The sequence below is a fragment of the Paeniglutamicibacter sp. NPDC012692 genome (genome assembly GCF_042901625.1).
GTDB lineage: Bacteria > Actinomycetota > Actinomycetes > Actinomycetales > Micrococcaceae > Paeniglutamicibacter.
In genome coordinates, this window is the sequence record NZ_JBIBDE010000001.1 from 600,740 (window position 1) to 622,140 (window position 21,401).

Annotated in this window: 19 protein-coding genes; 4 read left to right on the forward strand and 15 right to left on the reverse strand. The window is 65.8% G+C overall.

Going from position 1 to position 21,401, the window contains the following annotated elements; genetic code table 11:
- Positions 1 to 307: 307 nt before the first annotated feature.
- The 7 genes from bioD to thrS form a co-directional block, all read right to left on the reverse strand.
- Complete coding sequence (gene bioD / locus ACFY5D_RS02640; protein WP_387524656.1) at positions 308 to 1,024, reverse strand: dethiobiotin synthase; 717 nt, start codon at positions 1,022 to 1,024, stop codon at positions 308 to 310.
- On the reverse strand, positions 1,021 to 2,220 hold the full coding sequence (locus ACFY5D_RS02645) for a cytochrome P450 (protein WP_387524659.1): 1,200 nt from the start codon (positions 2,218 to 2,220) through the stop codon (positions 1,021 to 1,023). Before ACFY5D_RS02645 ends, bioD begins: the two co-directional genes overlap by 4 nt.
- Positions 2,217 to 3,440 (reverse strand): aminotransferase class I/II-fold pyridoxal phosphate-dependent enzyme, encoded by a 1,224-nt coding sequence (locus ACFY5D_RS02650; RefSeq protein WP_387524662.1) that lies wholly within the window; start codon positions 3,438 to 3,440, stop codon positions 2,217 to 2,219. The genes ACFY5D_RS02645 and ACFY5D_RS02650 overlap by 4 nt, the downstream gene beginning before the upstream one ends.
- On the reverse strand, positions 3,430 to 4,791 hold the full coding sequence (gene bioA / locus ACFY5D_RS02655) for an adenosylmethionine--8-amino-7-oxononanoate transaminase (RefSeq protein WP_387524665.1): 1,362 nt from the start codon (positions 4,789 to 4,791) through the stop codon (positions 3,430 to 3,432). Before bioA ends, ACFY5D_RS02650 begins: the two co-directional genes overlap by 11 nt.
- Complete coding sequence (gene bioB, locus ACFY5D_RS02660) at positions 4,788 to 6,008, reverse strand: biotin synthase BioB (protein WP_387524667.1); 1,221 nt, start codon at positions 6,006 to 6,008, stop codon at positions 4,788 to 4,790. Before bioB ends, bioA begins: the two co-directional genes overlap by 4 nt.
- A 297-nt stretch (positions 6,009 to 6,305) precedes the next feature.
- Positions 6,306 to 6,914 (reverse strand): HIT family protein, encoded by a 609-nt coding sequence (locus tag ACFY5D_RS02665; RefSeq protein WP_387524669.1) that lies wholly within the window; start codon positions 6,912 to 6,914, stop codon positions 6,306 to 6,308.
- A 4-nt stretch (positions 6,915 to 6,918) separates the two neighbouring features.
- Positions 6,919 to 8,922, reverse strand: coding sequence for a threonine--tRNA ligase (gene thrS / locus ACFY5D_RS02670; protein ID WP_387524672.1), 2,004 nt, complete (start codon positions 8,920 to 8,922; stop codon positions 6,919 to 6,921).
- A 426-nt stretch (positions 8,923 to 9,348) separates the two neighbouring features.
- On the opposite strand from thrS, the gene ACFY5D_RS02675 reads away from it, so the two are divergent.
- Positions 9,349 to 10,515: a Fic family protein gene (locus ACFY5D_RS02675; RefSeq protein WP_387524675.1), complete on the forward strand. Its 1,167-nt coding sequence runs from the start codon at positions 9,349 to 9,351 to the stop codon at positions 10,513 to 10,515.
- An 80-nt stretch (positions 10,516 to 10,595) separates the two neighbouring features.
- Here ACFY5D_RS02675 and ACFY5D_RS02680 read toward each other — a convergent pair whose 3' ends face one another.
- Genes ACFY5D_RS02680 through ACFY5D_RS02690 form a run of 3 tightly spaced genes read right to left on the reverse strand, consistent with a single transcriptional unit; the run spans position 10,596 to position 12,518 of the window.
- Positions 10,596 to 11,087: a peptidase gene (locus tag ACFY5D_RS02680; RefSeq protein ID WP_387524678.1), complete on the reverse strand. Its 492-nt coding sequence runs from the start codon at positions 11,085 to 11,087 to the stop codon at positions 10,596 to 10,598.
- Positions 11,059 to 12,159 (reverse strand): cation diffusion facilitator family transporter, encoded by a 1,101-nt coding sequence (locus ACFY5D_RS02685; RefSeq protein ID WP_387524681.1) that lies wholly within the window; start codon positions 12,157 to 12,159, stop codon positions 11,059 to 11,061. Before ACFY5D_RS02685 ends, ACFY5D_RS02680 begins: the two co-directional genes overlap by 29 nt.
- Positions 12,156 to 12,518, reverse strand: a complete 363-nt coding sequence (locus ACFY5D_RS02690; protein ID WP_387524684.1) for an ArsR/SmtB family transcription factor — start codon at positions 12,516 to 12,518, stop codon at positions 12,156 to 12,158. The genes ACFY5D_RS02685 and ACFY5D_RS02690 overlap by 4 nt, the downstream gene beginning before the upstream one ends.
- 228 nt (positions 12,519 to 12,746) lie before the next feature.
- Here ACFY5D_RS02690 and ACFY5D_RS02695 point away from each other — a divergent pair, with 228 nt between their 5' ends.
- Positions 12,747 to 13,199 (forward strand): carboxymuconolactone decarboxylase family protein, encoded by a 453-nt coding sequence (locus ACFY5D_RS02695; protein WP_387524687.1) that lies wholly within the window; start codon positions 12,747 to 12,749, stop codon positions 13,197 to 13,199.
- Positions 13,200 to 13,475: 276 nt separating this feature from the next.
- Here ACFY5D_RS02695 and ACFY5D_RS02700 read toward each other — a convergent pair whose 3' ends face one another.
- The 5 genes from ACFY5D_RS02700 to ACFY5D_RS02720 all read right to left on the reverse strand — a co-directional run bounded on the left by ACFY5D_RS02700 (position 13,476) and on the right by ACFY5D_RS02720 (position 19,930).
- On the reverse strand, positions 13,476 to 13,853 hold the full coding sequence (locus ACFY5D_RS02700) for a glyoxalase superfamily protein (protein ID WP_387524690.1): 378 nt from the start codon (positions 13,851 to 13,853) through the stop codon (positions 13,476 to 13,478).
- Positions 13,854 to 13,991: 138 nt separating this feature from the next.
- Positions 13,992 to 14,255 (reverse strand): hypothetical protein, encoded by a 264-nt coding sequence (locus ACFY5D_RS02705; RefSeq protein ID WP_387524693.1) that lies wholly within the window; start codon positions 14,253 to 14,255, stop codon positions 13,992 to 13,994.
- 85 nt (positions 14,256 to 14,340) lie between these two features.
- Positions 14,341 to 17,916 carry a DNA polymerase III subunit alpha gene (locus ACFY5D_RS02710; RefSeq protein ID WP_387524696.1) on the reverse strand — a complete coding sequence of 1,192 codons (3,576 nt, stop codon included), beginning with the start codon at positions 17,914 to 17,916 and terminating at the stop codon, positions 14,341 to 14,343.
- 259 nt (positions 17,917 to 18,175) lie between these two features.
- On the reverse strand, positions 18,176 to 19,531 hold the full coding sequence (locus tag ACFY5D_RS02715; RefSeq protein WP_387524698.1) for a dihydrolipoyl dehydrogenase family protein: 1,356 nt from the start codon (positions 19,529 to 19,531) through the stop codon (positions 18,176 to 18,178).
- Between the two features lie 87 nt (positions 19,532 to 19,618).
- Positions 19,619 to 19,930, reverse strand: a complete 312-nt coding sequence (locus ACFY5D_RS02720) for a DUF6504 family protein (protein WP_387524699.1) — start codon at positions 19,928 to 19,930, stop codon at positions 19,619 to 19,621.
- A 211-nt stretch (positions 19,931 to 20,141) separates the two neighbouring features.
- Here ACFY5D_RS02720 and ACFY5D_RS02725 point away from each other — a divergent pair, with 211 nt between their 5' ends.
- The gene (locus tag ACFY5D_RS02725) at positions 20,142 to 20,582 is read left to right on the forward strand and encodes a VOC family protein (RefSeq protein ID WP_387524702.1); all 441 of its coding nucleotides are present in this window, start codon (positions 20,142 to 20,144) and stop codon (positions 20,580 to 20,582) included.
- A 46-nt stretch (positions 20,583 to 20,628) separates the two neighbouring features.
- Positions 20,629 to 21,348, forward strand: a complete 720-nt coding sequence (locus ACFY5D_RS02730) for an ATP-binding cassette domain-containing protein (protein WP_387524704.1) — start codon at positions 20,629 to 20,631, stop codon at positions 21,346 to 21,348.
- Positions 21,349 to 21,401: the final 53 nt, after the last annotated feature.

Below are 21,401 nucleotides of genomic sequence, written 5' to 3' on the forward strand. Positions count from 1 at the left end.
GTAACAAAGACCTCGGTTATGTCGTCACAATTCAAAGCCAGTAGACAAGTCACCTAGATTTTAGACGTCACCCATCGACAAGGGATGCACCAAATGCCGCACAATCACGGGGGATTCCCGGCACAACACAGGAAGCCGCCCGGCGCAACCCCGCACAGAACACAATCAGAGCCCGTCTGACATTTCGCCCGGGTTCGCCCTCGTCACATTCGCTGCCCGCAGGCCGCCCATCGGGAAAACACCAGGACGACCGCCAGATTCCGGAAACACCGCATCCCTGGAATGCCGCTCGATACCGATGTGTCTGCTACACCAGCACGGATGCCAGCCTGCCGCCCGCGGCCCAGAGATCCTCGTTTCTCCCCCGGGCCGGCCCCGTTGCCCCCAAGCCTGCGGGAAGTCCGTCCACCCAGCCCCAGCCGCGGCCGGCGGCAAGTGCGCCCAGGTTGCCGCGGTTGCGGACGTGAAGCACCGACGGCGCATCGGGGTAGCTTCCCAGGACCAGGGTGCCGCGTTCAAAGCCCCGGGTGACGGCGGCCTCCAGGGTGAGCGCGGTGTGGTTCAGCGTCCCGAGGTCGGGACGGGTCACCACCACCAGGTGCGCATCGAGCGCGGCGCCGAGGTCGGCAACGGTTTCCCCCGCGCGGGTCAGCGAAACCAGGAGCCCACCCGCCCCCTCCACGATGACCGAGTCGTGGCCCTGTGCCAGCGCCCTGATGCGCCGCACATGGTCGGCCATCGTGGGCAGCGAGTCGGCGGCGGCTTCCCCGCCTTCCTCCAGCGCGGCATCCACCGGGGCCATCGGCTCGAGCAGGCGGATCCCCTCCACGACGCTCAGCCGGTCGGGTCCCCCGAGCCACCTGGCGGTGTTTTGCGCATCGCCGTCCTGTCCGGGCAGCACCCCGGTCTGGGTCGGCTTGTAAACGGCCACCCGGTCGCCGCGGCGCAGCGCCGCGGCCGCCAACGCGGCGGTGACAACCGTCTTTCCGACATCGGTATCGGTTCCCGTGACAACGTAGATCATTGTGCATGTCCCTTCTGGCTCTGTGGCATGGGTGCGCCGTCCCGCAAACGCGTCAGCACGTCCGCCGGGGTCTGGAAAGAGAGCAGGTGGTTCCACCGCGGCTCCCTGTCCACCAATTCGATTCCGGGCAGTGCGCGAGCGGTGGCGCCGAGCACCAGCTCCGTCTCGAGGCGCGCGATGCCGGCACCCAGGCAACGGTGGATCCCGTAGCCGAAGGCCAGGGAGTCGTCCTCCGGGTCCTCCGGCATCCCGCCGGAGAGGCGCAGCACCAGCTCGTCGCCGGCCCGGAAGGATTCGCCCCCGACCTCCGCGTCCATGGCGGTGATGCGCCGCCAGGTGGGCACCGAGGAGGCCCGGGCCAGCACCTCCCGCACCACGTCCCGGGAGACCTCTCCCCCGGTCTCCGGAACGGCACAGGCGTCCCAGCGCCCGTCGGCCAGGGCGCCGAACACAGCCGTCTGGATGAGCATGGTGGTGGTTTCCTGGCCGGCGATCGCCAGGAAGTAGCCCAGCGAGATGATGCGGCGCTTCTCCACTCCCGCGCGGTGCAGGGCGGCATAGAGGTTTCCGTCGTCGCGCGCCACCGACTCGTCCACCGCGCCGACCAGCCACGCGAAGAATTCCGCGGCGCTTGCGGCCAGCACCAGTTGCCGCCGCTCGTCCGGCCACCCCCAGAAGAGCTCCAGGGAATGTTGGCTCCAGCGCTTGAGGAATTCGATCGGCGGCACGGGGATGCCTGTGAGCTTCTGCATGACCTCCGGCGGGATCACCGCCGCGAGCCGGTCCGCCAGGTCGACGGTGCCGCCGGACCGGTACGTTTCCCCGAGTTCCGCGCAGATCCCGCGCACCCGCGCCTCGATGAACGGGCCCTGGGCCTGCACCTTGGCGGGACTGAAGAAGCCCGCCACGACCCGCCGGACGGACATGTGTTCCCGGCCCGAGGCGCTGGCCAGGACCGGCGGCAGGGCGAAGCGCACCGAGGCGAGGATGCGCAGCGCGGCGGGACTCAACGTGATGGCGGTGCTCAGCGCGTTGGCGGGGGTGAATTCCTCGGCCCGGCGCAGGATCTGCCGCACCACGGCGGGATCCTCGATGCTGCGGTAGCGCCGGTTGACCGCCTCCGGGTAGGCCGCGGGAAGCGGGCCGGCCAGGGGTGCGCTTTCAACGGCGGCGGCCGCGGCAAAGGGACAGCTCATGATTCCACTTCCAGAATGGTCCGGGCCACCGTCTCCAGGACGAGGGCCAGTTCGGCAGGGTCTTGGTGCGCGTGCGCCGTGATCCGCAGGCGCGAGATCCCGTCCGGGACGCTGGGCGGCCGGAAGCACGCGACGGCAATGCCGCGTTCGCGCAGGGCGGCGGTGGCGGCCACCGCGGCATCCGCGCCGGGCATCCTGATCGACTGGACCGCACCCGCCCCACGCTCGATGCGCCCGCGCAGTTCCGGGTGCCCGGCCAGGGTTTCGCAGATGACCTGCGCGTTGTGCGCCAGCCTGCCGATCCGCGCCGGGTCCGCAAGGTCCAGCGAGCGGAGGGCCGCGGCGGCCGCGGCCGGCGCCAGGGCCGTGTCGAAGAGGAAGGTGCGCGAGGTGTTCACCAGGTGCTCGCGCAGCAGGCCCGCGGGTTCCCCGCCGAGCAGCGCCGCCCCGCCCTGGGCGCCGAGCGCCTTGGACAGCGTGGCGGTGACGACCACGTGCCCGTCGCCCGCCAGTCCCGCGGCGCGCACCGCGGAGCCGTGCTCCGTTGCCGCGAGCGAATGGGCCTCGTCCACCACCAGCAGGGCGCCGTGGCGGGCGCAGAGTTCCGCCGCCTCGGCCAGCGGCGCCGCGTCCCCGAGCACCGAGTAGATGGATTCGACGACGACGGCGACGCGCGGCTTGGGCGCCCGGCCGTCCAGGTTCTCCCGCAGCAATCTCTCCAGGTCCCGCAGGCTGTTGTGTTCGGCGGTTTCCACCCGCGCCCCGGACAGCCGTGCGCCGTCGATCAGGCTGGCGTGGGCGTGGGCGTCGAGGATGAAGAGGCTGCCGGGCCCGCCGAGGGCACCGAGCACGCCGAGGTTCGCGGTGTAGCCGCTGGAGAAGACCAGCGCCTCGGCCCGTCCCGTGTACCGGCAGAGCGACCGTTCAAGCTCGCGGTGGACCGGCAGGGTGCCGGTGGCCACGCGGCTGGCGGCGGCCCCGGCACCGTATGCGTGCACGGCCGCGGCCGCCGCGGCCACGACCTCGGGGTGCCCGCCCAGGCCCAGGTAGTCGTTGGAGGCCAGGTCCGTGAGCGGCCCGCGGGAGTTGTCGGTGCGCTGCATGCCGCGTGCGGCGCGCACCCGCGCCCGGGCGGCGAGCCATGCCTCCCAGGATCCCGGCTCCGTCCGGTCGGCATCGGCGGCGGCCAAGGGTCGGGTCGACGTCTGGTTAGGCACCATGGACTTCCCCCACAGCCGCGGTGATCGCCGAACCCAGTCGCCGCAAGTCGTCATCCGTGCAGATGTACGGGGGCATCACGTACACCAGGTCGCGGAAGGGCCGCACCCAGGCACCGTGCTCCACGGCCACGCGCGTCACGTCCGCGACGCGCACGGGCTCGTGCAGCTGGACCACGCCGACCCCGCCGAGCACGCGCACGTCCTTGACGCCCGCCAGTTCCCGCGCCGGCTCCAGCGCGGTGCGCAGGCCGCGCTCCAGGCGGGCCACCTGCGCGCGCCACGGCGCGGAGGCGCTTCGCGGGCCGTCGGGCCCGGCGAGCAGGTCCAGCGAGGCGCACGCCACGGCGCAGGCCAGCGGGTTGCCCATGAAGGTGGGCCCGTGCAGCAGCGCCGCCCCGGAGGACCCGCCGGCGCCAAGGGCCCCGGCCACCCTCGGGGTGCACATCATCGCGGCGAGCGACAGGTAGCCGCCGGTCAGCGCCTTTCCCACGCACATCACGTCGGGCTCGATTCCGGCCCATTCGACGGCAAAGAGCTTGCCGGTGCGGCCGAATCCGGTGGCGATCTCGTCGGCGATCAGCAGCAATCCGTGCAGGTCGGCGATGTCCCGCAGCACGTTCAGCACCCGCGGCGGATACATGTGCATGCCGCCGGCTCCCTGCAGGATGGGTTCGCACACGATGCCCGCCAGTTCCCCGGCGTGCTCGCCGGCGATGCTTCGCGCCTGCGCCTCCCAGCGTTCCAGCTCGTCCGCGTCAAAGACCCAGTCGCCGGATTCGGCGAGCCGCGCGGCTGGGGGCCGGGGCAGGAAGACCTGTCGACTGCCCATCGGCGCGAACGCCGCGTGCATGCCGTCCACGGGATCGCAGATACTCATGGCCGCGAAGGTGTCCCCGTGATACCCGCCGCGCAAGGCCAGGAACCGCTGCCGCTCCGGCTTCCCGCATGCGTCCTGGTACTGCAGCGCCAGCTTGAGCGCCACTTCCACGCTGATCGAGCCGGAGTCGGCCAGGAACACGTGTTGCAGGTCGCCCGGGGCCATGGCCACCAGGCGTTCGGCCAGTTCGACGGCGGGTTCGTGGGTGAGCCCGCCGAACATGACGTGGCTGAACGTGTCGATCTGCGCATGCGCCGCGGCGTCGAGCGCCGGATTCCGGTAGCCGTGCACCACCGACCACCAGGAGGCCATTCCGTCGATGACCTCGCGGCTGCCGCCCCGGCCGTCCTCCAGCGTGATCCGGGATCCCCGGGCGGCGGTCACCGAGTAGCGGGCCCCGGCGTCGAGGGAGGCATAGGGGTGCCAGAGCAGGCCCGAGTCGCGGGCCAGCAGGTCCAAGGTGTCGACACTCATGCGTTGGGGTTCTCCTGCGTGCCGGCACCGCGGCGGCGGAGGACCGGTTCGGCACCCATCGGGCCGCAGCCCCGGGAGGAGGCGCTGCCGCAGGAGGTTCCGCATCCGGGAGCCTCGGGCCGGGCCGGGGCCTCGTCGGCCCGGTGCCGGATGCGTGCCGCCAGCTCGGCGGGGTCGATGTCCTCCTGGCCCAAGACCACGTAGCCGGCATCCGAAATCATCTCCAGGTCCCGGCGCGCGTCCTGGCCCTCGGAGGTGAGGTAGTCGCCCAAGAACAGGGAGTTGGCCACGGCCAGCGCGGTGGACTGCAGGGAACGCAGGTGCATCTCGCGCCCGCCGGCCATGCGCAGCTCGGTGGCGGGCGCGGCCAGGCGGACCAGGGCCAGGATGCGCAGGCACGCCATCGGGGTCAGGTGCCAGGTTCCGGCCAGCGGGGTTCCGTCGAAGGGCATCAGGAAGTTCACCGGGATCGAGTCCGCGTCCAGCTCCCGCAGGGCGAAGACCGCCTCGACGAGCTGTTCGGGGGTCTCGCCCATGCCCACGATGAGCCCGGAGCACGGGGAGAGCCCGGCGTCCTTGGCCTGCCCGACGGTGTCCACGCGTTCCTGGAAGGTGTGGGTCGAGCAGATCTCCGGGTAGAGCGACTCGGCGGTGTTCAGGTTGTGGTTGTAGGCGTCCGTCCCGGCTGCGGCGAGCCGTTCGGCCTGGCCCGCCTTGAGGATGCCCAGGCAGGCGCAGACCTCGATCTCCGGGTGCTCGTCCTTGATCTGGCCGATCATGGTGGCCACCCGGTCGACGTCGCGATCGCTGGGCCCCTTTCCGGAGGCGACCATGCACACGCGCGAGGCGCCGCCGGCAATGCCGAGCCCCGCCTGGTGCACGGCCTCTTCGGGCTTGAGCCAGGAGTACTTGAGGATCTCGGCCTTGGAGCCCAGACGCTGGGAACAGTACGTGCAGTCCTCCGGACAGAGTCCCGATTTGAGGTTCACCAGGTAGTTGACCTTGACGGTGTTGCCGAAGTGCTTGCGCCGCAGGGTCCCTGCCGCCGCCACCACTTCCAGGGTGCGCTCGTCGGGCGTGCCCAGGATCGCCAGGGCCTCGGCCTCGGTGATTCGGTGTCCCGCTTCCACCCGGGCGGCAAGGGCCCGCGCGTCAAGCGGCCCGGCAAACGTCTCGGCCGGGGATTCTTCAAGATTGGTCGCAATGCCCAAGGTCATGGTGCTGCCTTCCGCTGGAATGAGAGAAGCGGCTCCACGCGCTTCCAAGGGGTTTTTGAAACTTGCTCAATGCATAATTGAACAGTGTTCAACCGTGAGGTAAAACCACCTTACACCGATCACCCCGACAGTTCTTGAACACTGTTCAATTGGGCGATTCGTGCCGTAATATCCGAAGCCACCGCGGCGACCCACGCTCCCCGCAGGCAACCCGGGTGCATCCACGCCCGTTGCCGTTAAACAAATTGACCGCCGGGCAAAATGCCCGACGGTCAATCCATCTACTACTATTCGGTTTTAGTCGATCTCAAGCCAGCCGGCAGCCAGGTCCTCGCGGATGTCCCCCAGCGTGGCGGGCATCGCCTTGGTCTGCGCGATGATCGGGAAGAAGTTCCCGTCACCCGCCCAGCGCGGAACCACGTGCTGGTGCAGGTGCGCCGCGATGCCGGCCCCGCCGGTGACACCCTGGTTCATGCCCAGGTTGAAACCGGTGGGACGCGAAACATGGCGCAGCACGCGCATGGACTTCTGCGCCAACGCAGCCATCTCCGCCGTTTCCTCCTCCGTGATGTCGGTGTAATCCGGCACATGGCGGTAGGGGCAGATCAGGATGTGGCCCGGGTTGTAGGGGAAGAGGTTCAAGATCACGTATGCGGTCTTGCCCCGGTGAAGAATCAGCGAGTCCTCGTCACTACGGGTCGGCGCTACGCAGAAGGGGCAGGACTCCTCGTCCTTGACCTGGTTCTGCCCGGCCTTGATGTAGGCCATCCGGTAGGGAGTCCACAGGCGCTGGAAGGAATCGGGCACCCCGGCGAGTTCGAAATCGTCGGTGGCTGCCGCATCCCGCTCCTCCTGCGAAAGCTCCTCGGGCGCTTCGATGGCTTGTGCCCGCGTGGACTCCCCCATGGATCTAGGCTTCCCGGTTCTTCACGGCGGCGACGATGCGGGCCACCGCTTCGTCCACCGGCACGCCGTTGTCGGTGCTGCCGTCGCGGAAGCGGAACGACACCGCCCCGGCCTCGGCATCCTCGCCGCCGGCGATGAGAACGAACGGCACCTTTTCCTTGGACGCGGTGCGGATCTTCTTCGGGAAGCGGTCCGAGGAGATGTCCGCCTCGGCGCGGATGCCCGCTGCCTTGAGCTTGTCGATCACGTCGAACATGTACTCGTTGAAGGCCTCGGCGACCGGGATGCCCACGACCTGGACCGGGGAGAGCCACGCCGGGAATGCACCGGCGTAGTGCTCGGTCAGCACACCCATGAAGCGCTCCACGGAACCGAAGAGGGCGCGGTGGATCATGACTGGGCGCTGGCGGGTACCGTCGGCGGCCTGGTACTCGAGCTCGAAGCGCTCGGGCAGGTTGAAGTCCAGCTGGATGGTGGACATCTGCCAGGTGCGACCCAGCGCGTCCTTGGCCTGCACGGAGATCTTCGGGCCGTAGAAGGCGGCTCCTCCCGGGTCCGGGACCAGCTCCAGGCCGGAGGCCTCGGCGACCTCGGCCAGGGTGCGGGTGGCTTCCTCCCAGACGTCGTCGTCGCCGACGAACTTCTCCTCGTTCTTGGTGGAGAGCTCCAGGTAGAAGTCATCCAGCCCGTAGTCCTTGAGCAGGCCCAGCACGAAGTTCAGCGTTTCGGTCAGTTCGTCCTTCATCTGCTCCTTGGTGCAGTAGATGTGGGCGTCGTCCTGGGTCATGCCGCGCACGCGCGTCAGGCCGTGGACCACGCCGGACTTCTCGTAGCGGTAGACCGAACCGAATTCGAACAGGCGCAGCGGCAGTTCGCGGTACGAACGCCCGCGGGAGCCGAAGATCAGGTTGTGCATCGGGCAGTTCATCGGTTTGAGGTAGTAGTCCTGGCCGGGCTTGCGCACCGTGCCGTCCTCGTTGAGCTCGGCGTCCACGTGCATCGCCGGGAACATGCCGTCCTTGTACCAGTCAAGGTGGCCGGAGACCTCGTAGAGGTGGCCCTTGGTGATGTGCGGGGTGTAGACGAAGTCGTAGCCGGCCTCGACGTGGCGCGCACGCGAGTAGTCTTCCATTTCCTTGCGGATGATGCCGCCGCGCGGGTGGAACACCGGAAGGCCGGAACCCAGCTCGTCGGGGAAGGAGAAGAGGTCAAGCTCGACGCCGAGCTTGCGGTGGTCGCGGCGCTCGGCCTCGGCGATGCGCTCCTGGTAGGCCTTGAGCGCGTCCTTGGTCGGCCAGGCGGTGCCGTAGATGCGCTGCAGCTGCTGGTTGTTCTGGTTGCCCAGCCAGTAGGCGGCCGAGGTGCGGGTCAGCGCGAAGGCGTTGGAGATCAACTTGGTGTTGGGCAGGTGCGGGCCGCGGCACAGGTCGCACCACACGACGTCGCCGGACTTGCGGTCGACGTTCTCGTAGATGGTGATCTCGCCGGCGCCGACCTCGACGTTCACGCCCTCGCCGGCGGAATCGGCCTCGTTGGCCTTCTTCAGCAGCTCGAGCTTGTACGGTTCGTTGGCCATGGCCTTGCGGGCCTCGTCCTCGGTGACCACGCGGCGGGCGAACTTCTGGTTCTGGTTGACAATCTTGAGCATCATCTTCTCGAGGGTCTTCAGGTCCTCGGGAGTGAACGGCTCGGCGACGTCGAAGTCGAAGTAGAAACCGTCGGTGATGTACGGGCCGATGCCCAGCTTGGCATCCGGGCGCAGCTGCTGCACGGCCTGGGCCATGACGTGCGCGGTGGAGTGGCGCAGGACCTCAAGTCCCGCGGGGGAATCGATGGTGACCCGCTCGACGGCGGTTCCGGCCTCAAGCGGGCGGGAAAGGTCGCGAAGCACGCCATCGACGTGCATGACCACGACATCGCGGTCATCAAAGTACAGCTCGGCCCCGGTAGTACCGGCATTCACCTCGCGTTGTTCCCCATCGACGGTCAGTGTGATTTGCTCAAGCACTACGGTTCCTCGTTTCGTTGTACGGCTTCATAGCTTGTGGCATACGATGACCACAGCCAGCCAACAACCAGCTTAACGGAACCATTCGGCGCCCCACCAATCGACGCGCATGCCGGCAGGGCAAATGCTTCGCACGGAAACCCGTGTCCCACAAGCCGCATCGCTGTCTCGAACCCTGCAACCCACTGGCAAGCGGAGTGGGATCGTGCATATCGCCGCTCAGTAACCTTGGATAACACACTCGCTATTCAAGGTTGTTGTCATAACCTTGGATAATTCGTTGACTATCCAAGGTTGCAGCCATAATCTTGGATAACCGATCCACTATCCAAGGTTAACGAGGAAACAATGAAGGTTCCGTGGCCATCCCATGATTCGGAACTCCTGCCCTGGACGCCAAGCGGCCAAGGCCCAAAAGAAGACCGCATGTTCACACGCTTCGTTGCCAGCATTCCCCCGTTGATTGCGGACGAAGTCTGGGTTCCGGATTCTGAACTGTCGACTCTATGCGAACGAGCCGTTGTGGCGATTACTCGCCTTGATGCCACCGCCGGCATGCTCCTGGCGCCGTTGACCGGATTCCTGCTTCGCAATGAGGCCCAGTCATCCTCAAAAATTGAATTCGTTGAAGCACCTCAAATTGATCTTGCACGCGCGTCCCTTGGGATTAGGGCCAGCGACAATGCCAAATCAACAATTGCCGCCGCAGACGCTATCGAAAATCTGATCCAGGCTGCCGAAAACCAAAATCCCGCGGATATCGGCGCCCTGACAACTGCGCACGCAATTCTCATGAAAGACGATCCTTACGAGACCCGGTACGCCGGCAAGATCCGTGATGTACAGAACTGGATCCGGGGTTCTGACTACTCTCCTCGAAATGCCGTCCATGTCCCGCCCGCTCCGGAAAGAGTCGAAGCCCTGATGACCGATTTGCAGTCTTTTTGCGGCAGACGAGATATTCCGGCGCTCGCCCAAGCGGCCCTCGCACATGCCCATTTTGAGAGCATCCACCCGTTTACCGACGGAAATGGCCGCATCGGGCGGGCCCTCATCAACGCAATCCTTCGACACCGCGGATTGACCCAGACTGCTGTCATACCCTTTGCCTCTGCTTTCGCTGCCCGCCGTGACTGGTATTTCGAGCTCGTCAACACCTATCGAACAGGTCGCGGTGCTCTATTCGTGGAATTCCTCGCGAGTAGTGCAATCATCGTTTGTCAGGAAGCCGAGGCTTCGGCACGGACTCTTGGTGAGATGCCGAGTCTTTGGCGTGAAACCGTCAAGCCCCGAGCCGGCTCCGCGGCGGACAGCCTCATCGACACCCTGCTCGCCACACCGCTCATAACCGTTGAATCCGTATCCCAACGGCTGGGAATCAGCAATACAGCGGCAAATGCCGGAATTCAGAAACTCGAGGAGGCCGGTGTGCTACGGTCGGTCGGCCGGGGAAGCCGTGATCGGGCGTGGAGCGCAGGGGATGTATTGGATGAGACCGAAAGCCTGGTCCAACGCATCGGCGAACATCGGGAACAGCTCTTGACACCGAATGTTCGTGCACATCTGGCAGCGGCAGGCCTTCTCGGCACCTGATCACAAATCGCAGGAAACTCCTCCACCCCTGCTCTGCGTTCATCTTAGGGAGCACCAGCGCGGCAAGCCGGATGTGTTTTTCAAAGGTCGCTAAGCCCGACCCCTTGGTCGTCCAGACAGGGCGAACGTTTTCCCGCCGGCGGCCCGACGGAGCGCCGGCAGGTGCAGGCCGGACCCTTGACTGCGGGCATAGCCAGCCAGACGAAGCGTTCCATCTTGTTGTATGAACCGAAGCCCAGGACTGCGCCGTCGAGTTTGGGGGCAAGCTCGCGACTGACACTGATCACGATTTCTTCATGGTCCGGCCGGTTCCACCCACCGGGGGAAGACCCGCCCGGCTGCTCTGGAACACCGAGTACGCATCGAAGGGGTTTCTTCGGTTCCGTCCGCGAGAAATACAGGCCTTGCCTTCGGCAGCCACCGTCCCACTGGTAGCAATGCAGCAGTCCGCCGAACACGTCGATCATCGCCAACGCTTCCCCTGTCACCATGAAACTGCCATGGCCGGGGATGCTCACCGATGCGCCCAGGTCGACCGCCTTGTCAATGATGGTTGTGCGCGGACGGCTCAAGACCAGCACCTTTTTCGCGCGCGGAAACCGTGACGGCATTGATCACCATGTCGTCGAGCTTGGGGAGCACGTGCCCGAGCCGGTGCTCGGCGGAGTGAATGGTTTCGGCCACCGTCGACAGGACCGCGTCCGCGACGGCAATGGTTGCAGTGCCCTGCAGCCGGTGGCCAACCCAGCGCAATTGCACGCTGTCGACGGTGAGGACTCCCGGCGTTCCGGCCAGGGCCACCTCGGCACGGTCCACGAGCTCGGGTTCGATGCCGTCCATGAGCCGGCACCCAATGCTTTTGAGCGTCCCGATGAGCAAGACGATGATGGCCACTGAAATCAGCAGGCCGATGATCGGGTCGGCAAGGGGGAATCCGAGCATCACGCCCACGGCACCGAACACCACGGCGAGGGACGTGAACCCGTCGGTGCGGGCGTGCACGCCGTCCGCCACCAGTGCGGCGGACCCGATCCTTTGCCCGACCCGGATCCGGTGCACCGCCACGATCTCGTTGCCGGCGAATCCGATCACGCCGGCCGCGAGCACCCACCACAGGTTTTCGAGTGGTTGCGGGTTGACCAGGCGTTCGATCGACTGCCAGGCGGCGATGACGGCGGACAGAGCGATGACCACGACGATGAAGAGACCGGCCAGGTCCTCGGCCCGCCCGTATCCGTAGGTGTAGCGTTTCGTGGCCACGCGTCGGCCCAGGATGAAGGCGATCCACAACGGCACGGCGGTCAGCGCATCGGAGAAGTTGTGGATGGTGTCCGCCAGCAGCGCCACGGAACCGCTGATCGCCACCACGATGACCTGCAGCGCCGTCGTGGCCAGCAGGATGACGAGACTGACCTTCAGCGCCCGGACACCTTCCTTGCTGGCCTCCAACGCATCGTCGATCGAATCGGACGAATCGTGGGTGTGCGGCACGAACAATTCGAATAGCCACCCCTTGAAGCCCGAGTGGTGCTTGTGGGAATGCCCGCCATGACCGTGATCATGGGCGTGGGGTTCATGCTGATGGACGTGCGGGTGTCCATGGTCATCCGCGGGGCGGTGGTCCGTCTGGTCGGTGATGCTCATGCCGTTGCCTGGCCCGCCCTGTGGTGCGCGGGCATCCCGCCGAGCGCGTGTTCGGCCTGGTGGATCGCGTCGACGACCAGCTGCCTCGCGTGTTCGTTTTCCAGCCGGTACATGACCTTGGTGCCGTCCTGACGCGTGGAAACCATGTGGGCCAGCCGCATCTTGGCCAGGTGCTGTGAAACGGCGGCAGGCGACTTTCCAACGACCTCGGCCAGGGCCCCGACCGCCATTTCCTTCTCCCGCAAGGCAAGAATGATCCGGACCCGGGTGGCATCGGCCAGCATGGAAAAGACCTCCACCGCCAGTTCCACGTACTGGCTGTCGACACCAAGCGAGCATGTTCCTTTATCTGCATTCATACGCACATAGTTTCATTAAAGATCGACGTCGTCTACATCCGCCCAGCCGAAGACTTCTCCGCATGTCTGATGGCCATCGCGGTCGCCATGACGCTCGGCCCGACCGCTTGCATGCGCCAGGGGTTTCCGGCCAGACAATGCTGCAACGGCATGCCATCCGCCGATCCACCACCCCATGCGTGCAAACAACCTCTAGTTGTTCCCGTGTTCCGGGACTAACATGCAGGCATGGATACCCGTGTGAACCTCAGCAAGTCCGATCCTGCCGCCTATGCGGCGTTGCTGGCCATGAACAAGGCCGCCAGCGAGGCCGCCCAGGCGGCCGATCTCGACCCGAAGTTGTGTGAACTTATCAAGATCCGGGCCTCACAGCTCAATGGGTGCAGTTATTGCCTGCGCATGCACACCCGAGACGCGTTGAAGCTGGGTGAAAGCAGCGACCGTTTGGCGGTGCTGCCAGCGTGGCGTGAATCGGAGTATTTCAGCGCCGTCGAGCGTGCGGCCCTGGCATTGAGCGAATCCATCACCCTGGTTTCAGTGGACCAGGTCCCCCGCGACACCTACACGATGGCGGCGTCGGTACTCACCGATGCACAGGTCTCTGCCGTGGCGTGGCTCAGCGCCGCGATCAACATGTTCAACCGCGTGGCAATCACCAGCCGATACCCGGTGACTCCATAGTCCACGGCATTGCCCGCCGGGTGCGGAGGGCTTTCTTGCGCGCAGCGAGAATGCCGACGCTATTGCCGAAATACCGCCCCCATCCCATCCCCTGAAACGGCAACATACTGCCGATACGCAAGATTTTCCGGCTTCCGCATTTCGCCAAAGGCCATGTTTCGGCGAGATCTCGCCGAAACATGGCCTTTGGTGACGAATTCAGATCATTTGTGGCCAAATCGGCAACTTATTGCCGATTTGGCCATCGGGAATCGGCAGGTCCGACTGCGCGGGGAATCAGCCGTTGGGACGCTGCGGGATGTACTGCACCGCCCACTTGTTGCCGTCCGGGTCGGCGAAGTACACGAAGCTCCCCCAGTCCTGGACGTCAATGTCGCTGACCTCGACCCCGTTGGCCGCAAGCTGGTCGTGTGCGGCCTGGATGTCGCTGACCACCATTTGCATGCTGGGTGCCGTTCCCGGTGCGGCATCGTTCAGGCCTTCGCCGATGCAGATCGAACAGGCCGAGCCGGGCGGAGTCAGCTGGACAAAACGGATCTTGTCGTTGGGCCGTTCATCGTAGTCCGCGTTGAATCCCACCTTGTTCACATAGAAGTCCTTGGCCCGGTCGACATCCGACACGGGAACAAATACCAGTTCTAGTTTCCAATCCATGGTGCACAGGCTAGTCCCGCCGCCGGCTAAGCAACAGGTCTCATGCCGATTTTCCATGCTTCGCGGCGTGCCGGCGAAACGACCGGCGGCGGTCCCCCAGGCCCGGCCCCGAAACTGCGTCGGCGGACGGAAAGCACATCAGGCGCGCTTGACCCCGAATTTGCCGGCCACCCGGATCCGGGCAACTAGCTGATGGAGCATCTGGCGAATCGCGACGCCGAAAGCGGTACTCACCGCGCCCAAGGCCGCAGCACCCAGTACCCGGGACCAGGAAAAGACACCGCCGGTTTCAAACACGCTGGCAAGGCCCACGAGCACCGAGCAGAGCAACGCTCCGCCGATAATTGCCTGCTTCCACCAGCGACCGAAAACAAGCCCAAACACGATCATTGACGGGATCACAACGCCAGCCTCCGTTCCAGGGCGGTCCGCCGATAGCCCCAGTATCACACGGCTGCTTCGGTCCGACAACGGATAATGCCACCTCTCAGGCCCCTAGGTATCCGCGCTGGTCCAGCCCCTCGTCGAACGTGGTTTGCGCCAGCGTTTTCCCGCGTCCCCGCGACGGCGTTTCCCTGCCCGGGAAGGTGCCGCGCCCGTCGCGGGCCCGGGCCGGATCATCCAGGTAACCCGGCGCCGGCAGCATGCCCTTCTGCGACAGGTCCCAGGCGTCCAGCGCCTGGACGCTGATTCCCCGCGGTCCGGTGCGCCGGGTCAACCCGTGGATCAGCAGCAACCGGGTGGAGAAGAGCAACGGGCCGCAACGCTGCTGCGCCTCGTGGAAGAACGTGGCATCCACGCAGCCGGTGCCGTCGTCGACAGAAATGAAGACCACGCGCCGCCCTCCGCGCATGGGCGGGGTCTGCGTGGCGACCCTGACCCCGGCCACCAGGACCTCGGTGCCGTTGCGCATCGCCAACAGGTCCTCGGCGCGCGAGACGCCCAGTGAGTCCAGCAGCGGGGCGTGGGATTCCATCAGGTGCGCACTGACATCGAGGCTCATCAGGTCCAGCTCGGTGCGCACCACCTCGTCCAGCGGGGTTTCCTCCGCCCCGACGGCCATGGCGGCAAGGTCCAGGTCTCCCATCGGCAGGGCGAGCTGCCCGGGAATCGGGCGGTAACGCTGCGGCATCGGCTTGTGCGTCCCGCCGCGCAGGTGGGCAACCAGGTCCGCGCGGTTTCCCCGCCCTGCCGTGCGCTGCAGCGAGTCGAAGGCGCCCAGGGCGGCGAAGTGGTTCAGCGAGGTGCGGGTGAGCCCCGAACGGTCGCGCACGTCGGCAATCGATTCGTAGGGCTGGCCGGCGACAACGCGCTTGACCTCGCGCTCCGAGACCCCGCGGATCCCGCGCAGCGACAGCCTGATCCCGAAGCGCCCGGGCAGCATGGCGCCGACGGCCCGGGGAACCACCGGCAGCTGCGCCGGCGGCAGCAGCCCCTCCAGCCTTTCCACCCGGTAGCCGTCCGCCGAGCGGTTGATGTCCAGCGGCAGGATCTTGATACCCATGCGCCGGGCCTCGGCCACCAGCAGCCGCTTGGGGTACATCCCGGGGTCGTGTTCCCAGATTCCGGCGAGGAACGCCTCCGGGTGGTGGGCCTTCAGCCAGGCCGACTGGTAGGTGGGCACGGCGAAGGCCGCACCGTGGGCCTTGCAGAACCCGAAGGAACCGAAGGCCGCCAGCGTTTGCCAGACCTCGTCGATGACATCCAGCGGGTAGCCGAGGTCTTGGGCGATGGAACGGAAGAAGGCCTCGACCCGGGGCTCCGACGCGCTTCCCAGGAGGCGGCGGTAGACATCGGCCTTGGCCAGCCCGCAACCGGTCATCACGTCGAAGATCCGCAGCACCTGCTCATGGAAGACCGTGACACCGTGGGTCTCGGCGAGCGCGGGTCGCAGGTTTGGGTGCGGATATTTCTCGGGTGCGAATCCGTGGCGGTTTTCCAGGTAGGGCTTGACCATGTTGGATTTCATGGGTCCGGGTCGGAAGAGGGAGATGTCGATGATGAGGTCGTTGAAGTCCCTGGGGGCGAGTTTGCCGATGAGTTCGCGCTGTCCGGGTGATTCGATCTGGAAGCAGCCGAGCGTGTGGGTGGAGCGGATGAGTTCGAAGGTGGGTTTGTCGTCGAGCGGGACGAGGGCCAGGTCGATGGTTCCGTTGGGTTTGATGTAGGCGGGGATTTCCCCCGGGTGTTTGCCTTGGTGTCCCCCCGCCTTGGCGACTGCCTGTGCGTCCGGGTGGATGCGTTGGATTTCGGCGAGCGCGTAGGTGATGGCCGATTGCATGCGTACCCCCAGGACGTCGAGCTTGAGCAGTCCCATGGGGTCCATGTCGTGTTTGTCGTATTGGCTCATGGGGAGGTTTAGTCCGCTGGGTTGGACAGGGGTTCGGTCCAGGAGCGTGTTGTTGGAGAGGATGACTCCGCAGGGGTGCATGGAGATGTGTCTGGGTAGCCGGTCGAGTCGTTCGGTGAGGTCCACGAGGAGGTCGAGTTGTTTTTCGGTGCCGAGTCGGTCTGCGAAGGGGGCGAGCTCGGGTTTTTCGTTCAGGGCGTCGCGGAAGGATGAGGCGGAGAAGCGCCAGAGTTGCTTGGCGATGGAGTCGATGTCTTCCTCCTCCATGCCGAGGGCAGTTCCCGCGTCGCGTACCGCCCCCCTGGCGCGGTAGCCGTTTTGCATGCTCATGAGGCTGACACGGTCGGCGCCGAAGCGGGTGAATATTTTTTGGTAGATGTTGTGGCGTTGGGCGGATTCGACGTCTATGTCTATGTCCGGCAAGGTGGCCCGGTCGCGGGAGAGGAAGCGTTCGAAGAGCAGGTCGTGGGTGATGGGGTTTACCTGGCTGATGCCGGTGAGGTAGTTGACCAGTGAGGAGGCGCCGGAGCCGCGTGCGGCGGAGCGTATGCCCATGCGGGTGATCATGTCGCTGACTTCCGCGACGGTGAGGAAGTAGGGGGCGAAGCCGAGGTCTGCGATGGTGCTTAGCTCCTCCCCCAGGCGTTGGCGCATCAGGGGGTTGTTGCCCTCCCCGGGGATGAGCCTGTTGATGCCGGCTTCCGCGCGTGCGGCGAGTTCCCGGTTGGGTTCGTCGGTGATGCCGATGATGTGGGATTCGGGCACTACGGGTATTCCCCATCCGGTGTCGCTGACGGGGTCGAGGCGTGCCCAGTCGGCGAGCGCGGCGGTGTTGCGCAGGAGTGTTGTCCCTATCCGGGGGTTTGTTGCCTCGCGGGCGAGTTCCGCGGCGAGGTGGCGCATGTGTCCCGTGGTCTTGAGCCAGCCTTGCCCGTTGGGTTGGATGTCGTTGAGGGTTTCGAGGGAGGTGAGGGCGCGTGCTGAGTCCAGGACGTCTGCCGTTGCCGCTCCGTCGGGTTCGGTGTATCTGACGGCGTTGGTGAGGATGGGGGCGATGTTTGCCGTTTCCGCGCAGCGGAGCATGCGGATGGCGTGTGCGGTGCTGAGGCGTTCCCCGGGGTTGTTGAGGTGGGTCACGATCTCTACCCGTAGTGTTCTCTCCCCCAGGAGTGTGCGCCATCGGTGGATGAGGGTGCGGGCCTGGTCGTAGCGGTGGTGTTGGGTTGCCAGGCCCACGTCGGAGTTTGGTCCCAGCAGGATCGTGAGCAGTGGTTCGCCCTCGGGGTCGAGGGCGTGGGTTGCCAGCTCCCCGGGGGTGATGCCTATGTGTTGTTTGCGTATCCCGTCGGGTGTTGTTGGTTGATGTGCGGCGGAGACCAGGCGGCAGAGGGCCTTGTAGCCGGTTCCGTTGCTGTGTCCCTTGGCCAGGATGATGATTCGCCCGGAAACGCGCAGGGGGTTGCGTGTCTTGCCGTCGCCGGGCCGGGGTGCGGGTTCGAGGGTTGCGAGGTCCACCCCCAGGATGGGGTCCATCCCGTGTTTGATGCAGGCCTTGAGGTGTTTGACGCTTCCGTAGAGTCCGTCACGGTCGGTGATGGCCAGTGCGTCGGCGCCGTCGGCGAGCGCTGCCTGGACAAGGTCTCCGGGCCAGGAGACTCCGTAGTGGGCGCTGAAGGCGGATGCCACGTGCAGGTGGGTGAAGCCCGTGGGCATGTTCGTCCCTCCCTTCGCGGCGCCCCTTTCGTTTGCTGGGTGCGGGTTTGAAGGTTTTTGTCGCTTCGGTGTGGGAGCAACGTGGGCCGTCCGCCGTGCAGGGGGTAGAGCCATCATATTAGAACATGTATTCGAATCAAGTCGCGTTGGAACACATTTGCCCTCCGCGTGCGTTCGTGTCGCATGGCTTTGGCGGTGATCAGGGATTATGTGGTTCGCATGAGATGGCGCACCCGCGCCCTCTTTTCGCCGGGCGTGCCTACCCGGAGTGCCCGAGCCTGTCGAATGCCACGAGGTAGGCCTCGTTGTAGCTGGGGAATTGCGGGACCTGGTCGCGCAGGACCGAAAGCGGGATGTGCGTCCTGATGGCGAGTGCCGCCTGGTGGATCCATTCGCTGGCTTGCGGCGCCACGGCCCATGCGCCGATCATGACCTGTTGCCGACGGTCGATCAGGATACCTAGGTCCCCTCGCGGGTTTTGCTCGTAGGTCCATGGCCGGGCGAGGGTTTCGGGCAGGTTCACGCTGACGGCCTCGGTCTCAATGCCAATCAGGTCGGCCTGCTCCCGCGTAAGTCCGACCGCCGCGATTTCCGGGCTTGTGAACACCACGCGCGGGATCCCCCCGTAGCCGGCGATTCGCTCCTTCCCCAGAATGCAGTCGGCGACGACGCGTCCCTGGTATTTGGCGACATGCGTAAAGGGCATGATTCCGGTGACGTCGCCCAACGCCCAGAGCCCTTCGGCCGATCGGCAGTGCTCATCCACCTGCATGTACCCCTTGTCATCCAGCAGCCCTCCGGCGAGTGAGATGCCCAGCCCCTCGGTGCGCGGGATCCGTCCGGTGGCGAAGACGACGGCGTCCACGGCCAGTTCATTTCCGTCACCCAGCGTCAGCACGCTTCTCCCTCCCTCGGCTCGCCCCTTGGCGATCGAGCCGTTCATGCGCACATCCACCCCCGACTCTCGCAGGTAGGCTTCGGCGAGCGCGGCAACCTCGGGCTCCTCGCGGCCCAGCAGGCGCTGGCTCCTGTTGAGCAGCGTGACGTCCACTCCGAATCCGACCAGGAAGGTGGCGGTTTCCAGCGCAACGGCACTTCCGCCGACGATGGCCACCGCTTGCGGCAGCTCCGCGAGCGTGTACACCTCGCGGTTGCCCCATGCGGTGATTTGGTCCGCTCCCGGGAAGGAAGGGAATATAGGCGCGGTTCCGGTGGCGACGACGATGTGGTCGGTCAGGTATTCCCGGCCGTCGGCTTGAATTCGACCCGGTCCCGCGATGACGGCTCTCGCGCGGACAACCTGGGCTCCGCGCCGCAGGTAGCCCTCGGCCTCGGCACTGTCATCCAGATGCCTGGCCATGTAGTCGCGATATTCCCGGGCTTGCTGCCAGTTGAGTGTGACGCCCGAAATTCCGGCGGTGCGCCCGGCTTCGTCCCGGAGTTCCGGTCCCCGCAAGATCGTCTTGGAGGGGACGCAGGCCCAATAGGCGCACTCACCCCCAATGAGCTCCGATTCAAACACCACAACCTTCTTGCCGGCGGCGATCAGCCTATCGGCGGCAACTTCCCCGCCGGGGCCCATGCCGATGATGGCAACATCGAATATTTCCTCCACAAGACCACTCCTGCGTTCATGAATCCGCCATGCAATGCCTTGCCCTTCAGCCTCGCACTTACCCCGGCGAACAGCCAGAGAACGGGGCTAGGCACTTTCCCCGCAGGCGTCGTGGATCTTGATGATCCACCATCTTCCGGTCTCGACCTGGCGGGAGACCTCGAAGGTCCGCAGGGGGCCCACCCCGGCGAGCCTGACCTGCAGCCTCCAGACCTCGTAGTCGACAAGCCCCGGTCCGCGGCCTCGTTCGGCCCGCAGCTCCTCCTTCCACCAGTCGCGCCGCTGGAACCACCGCACCGGCTCGGCGGCCAGCTTGTATTCCCGCCCTTGCCAACGCATGCGGAGCGGCACCCCCGCCGGTATGCAGTCGACCTCGATCGACTGGGTAAAAATGCCCACGCCCCCACCTCTCACTCGCCCCACACCGCCAAGCGGCGCCGCCCCCGGACCCATTCTGACCCAAGGAAGCAGCGCCGCACGGGATTCAATGGCGCACTCAACCATTTTATTAGAAACTATGTTCTATACAAGGTGAGACTAGAACATATCTACGACAACTTACGCCCTGAGATCTACTTTTCGGCAATTCCGAGGGCATAGACTCGTGCCCATGACTCCAGTACCAGCACCCATGATCACCGCCTTGACCCTGGGCGTGCGCGACGTTGAGCGCTCACGCGGCTTCTATGTCCAGGGCCTCGGCTTCCGCGAGGTTTCCCACATTCCCGGGGAAATCCTCTTCGTCCAGGCAGGCCACGGCCTCATGCTTGCCCTGTGGAACGTCGCCTCGATGCCCGGAGAGTACGGGGATGTGGGCCACGGGGTGCAAGCGCCCCCGATGTCCCTTGGCCACAACGCCGGCAGCGTTGAAGAGGTCAACGACTTGTACGCGAAGGCGATGGCTGCGGGTGCCACGTCCGTCGGCGCCCCGACAACCAGGGAATGGGGCGGAACGAGCGCCTGCGTGGCGGATCCGGACGGCTTCCGCTGGGACTTCGTCCACAACCCATCCTTCGGCATCGGTGAGGACGGGTTCGTTACCGGCGTCTAGCGCCGCCGCTTCCTCCCATTCCCACGGAAAGAACGTTCCGGGCATCATGCACATTTCCAGTTTCCCCATTCGCAGGATCACCGAACGCACGCAAAACCCGGCGCCCCGCAACGAATGGCCCCACACCCTGCCACCGGTCCGGCATCTCCTGGAACACGGGTTGGAGCTGGGCTCCGCCACGGTTCTGGTCGGGGAAAACGGTTCGGGAAAATCGACCTTGGTCGAGGCGATCGCGGCGAGCTACGGGCTGTCGCCGGAGGGCGGCTCCACCGGTGCCCAGCACAGCACCAGAGTCACCGAATCGATCCTGGATGAGCACCTGCAAGTCATCCGCAACCCCGGGGCGAGCCGCCGGGGGTATTTCCTTCGCGCCGAAACCATGCACGGTTTCTACACGTATCTCGAGCAAAACCCGGGAACGCGGCCCGAACCCCGCTTCCATGAAATGAGCCACGGAGAATCATTCCTGGAACTCATCGTCAACCGCTTTCGCGAGGGAGGACTGTGGGTACTCGACGAGCCCGAATCGGCGCTGTCGTTCTCCGGCTGTCTGGCGCTCGTGGGCATCCTCAAGGACCTGATGGCCACCGGCGATTCCCAGGTCGTCATGTCCACCCACTCGCCATTGCTGGCGGCATTGCCGGGAGCCGATATCTACGAGGTCGGGCCGTGGGGCCTGCGGCACAGCGAATGGGACGACCTGGATTTGGTCACCAACTGGCGGTCCTTCATGAACATGCCCGGACGCTACCTGCGCCATCTCTAGGAAGCAGTCCCGGGCTCGCATGGGTGAGGGGGCCCGACGAAGGCGGACCCCCT

What these genes read in the sequence shown, in the direction of transcription:
- bioD (WP_387524656.1), bottom strand. Translation starts at nt 1,024, where the DNA reads ATGATCTACGTTGTCACGGGAACCGATACCGATGTCGGAAAGACGGTT.
- ACFY5D_RS02645 (WP_387524659.1), bottom strand. Translation starts at nt 2,220, where the DNA reads ATGAGCTGTCCCTTTGCCGCGGCCGCCGCCGTTGAAAGCGCACCCCTG.
- ACFY5D_RS02650 (WP_387524662.1), bottom strand. Translation starts at nt 3,440, where the DNA reads ATGGTGCCTAACCAGACGTCGACCCGACCCTTGGCCGCCGCCGATGCC.
- bioA (WP_387524665.1), bottom strand. Translation starts at nt 4,791, where the DNA reads ATGAGTGTCGACACCTTGGACCTGCTGGCCCGCGACTCGGGCCTGCTC.
- bioB (WP_387524667.1), bottom strand. Translation starts at nt 6,008, where the DNA reads ATGACCTTGGGCATTGCGACCAATCTTGAAGAATCCCCGGCCGAGACG.
- ACFY5D_RS02665 (WP_387524669.1), bottom strand. Translation starts at nt 6,914, where the DNA reads ATGGGGGAGTCCACGCGGGCACAAGCCATCGAAGCGCCCGAGGAGCTT.
- ACFY5D_RS02675 (WP_387524675.1), top strand. Translation starts at nt 9,349, where the DNA reads ATGTTCACACGCTTCGTTGCCAGCATTCCCCCGTTGATTGCGGACGAA.
- ACFY5D_RS02685 (WP_387524681.1), bottom strand. Translation starts at nt 12,159, where the DNA reads ATGAGCATCACCGACCAGACGGACCACCGCCCCGCGGATGACCATGGA.
- ACFY5D_RS02690 (WP_387524684.1), bottom strand. Translation starts at nt 12,518, where the DNA reads ATGAATGCAGATAAAGGAACATGCTCGCTTGGTGTCGACAGCCAGTAC.
- ACFY5D_RS02695 (WP_387524687.1), top strand. Translation starts at nt 12,747, where the DNA reads ATGGATACCCGTGTGAACCTCAGCAAGTCCGATCCTGCCGCCTATGCG.
- ACFY5D_RS02700 (WP_387524690.1), bottom strand. Translation starts at nt 13,853, where the DNA reads ATGGATTGGAAACTAGAACTGGTATTTGTTCCCGTGTCGGATGTCGAC.
- ACFY5D_RS02710 (WP_387524696.1), bottom strand. Translation starts at nt 17,916, where the DNA reads ATGCCCACGGGCTTCACCCACCTGCACGTGGCATCCGCCTTCAGCGCC.
- ACFY5D_RS02725 (WP_387524702.1), top strand. Translation starts at nt 20,142, where the DNA reads ATGACTCCAGTACCAGCACCCATGATCACCGCCTTGACCCTGGGCGTG.
- ACFY5D_RS02730 (WP_387524704.1), top strand. Translation starts at nt 20,629, where the DNA reads ATGCACATTTCCAGTTTCCCCATTCGCAGGATCACCGAACGCACGCAA.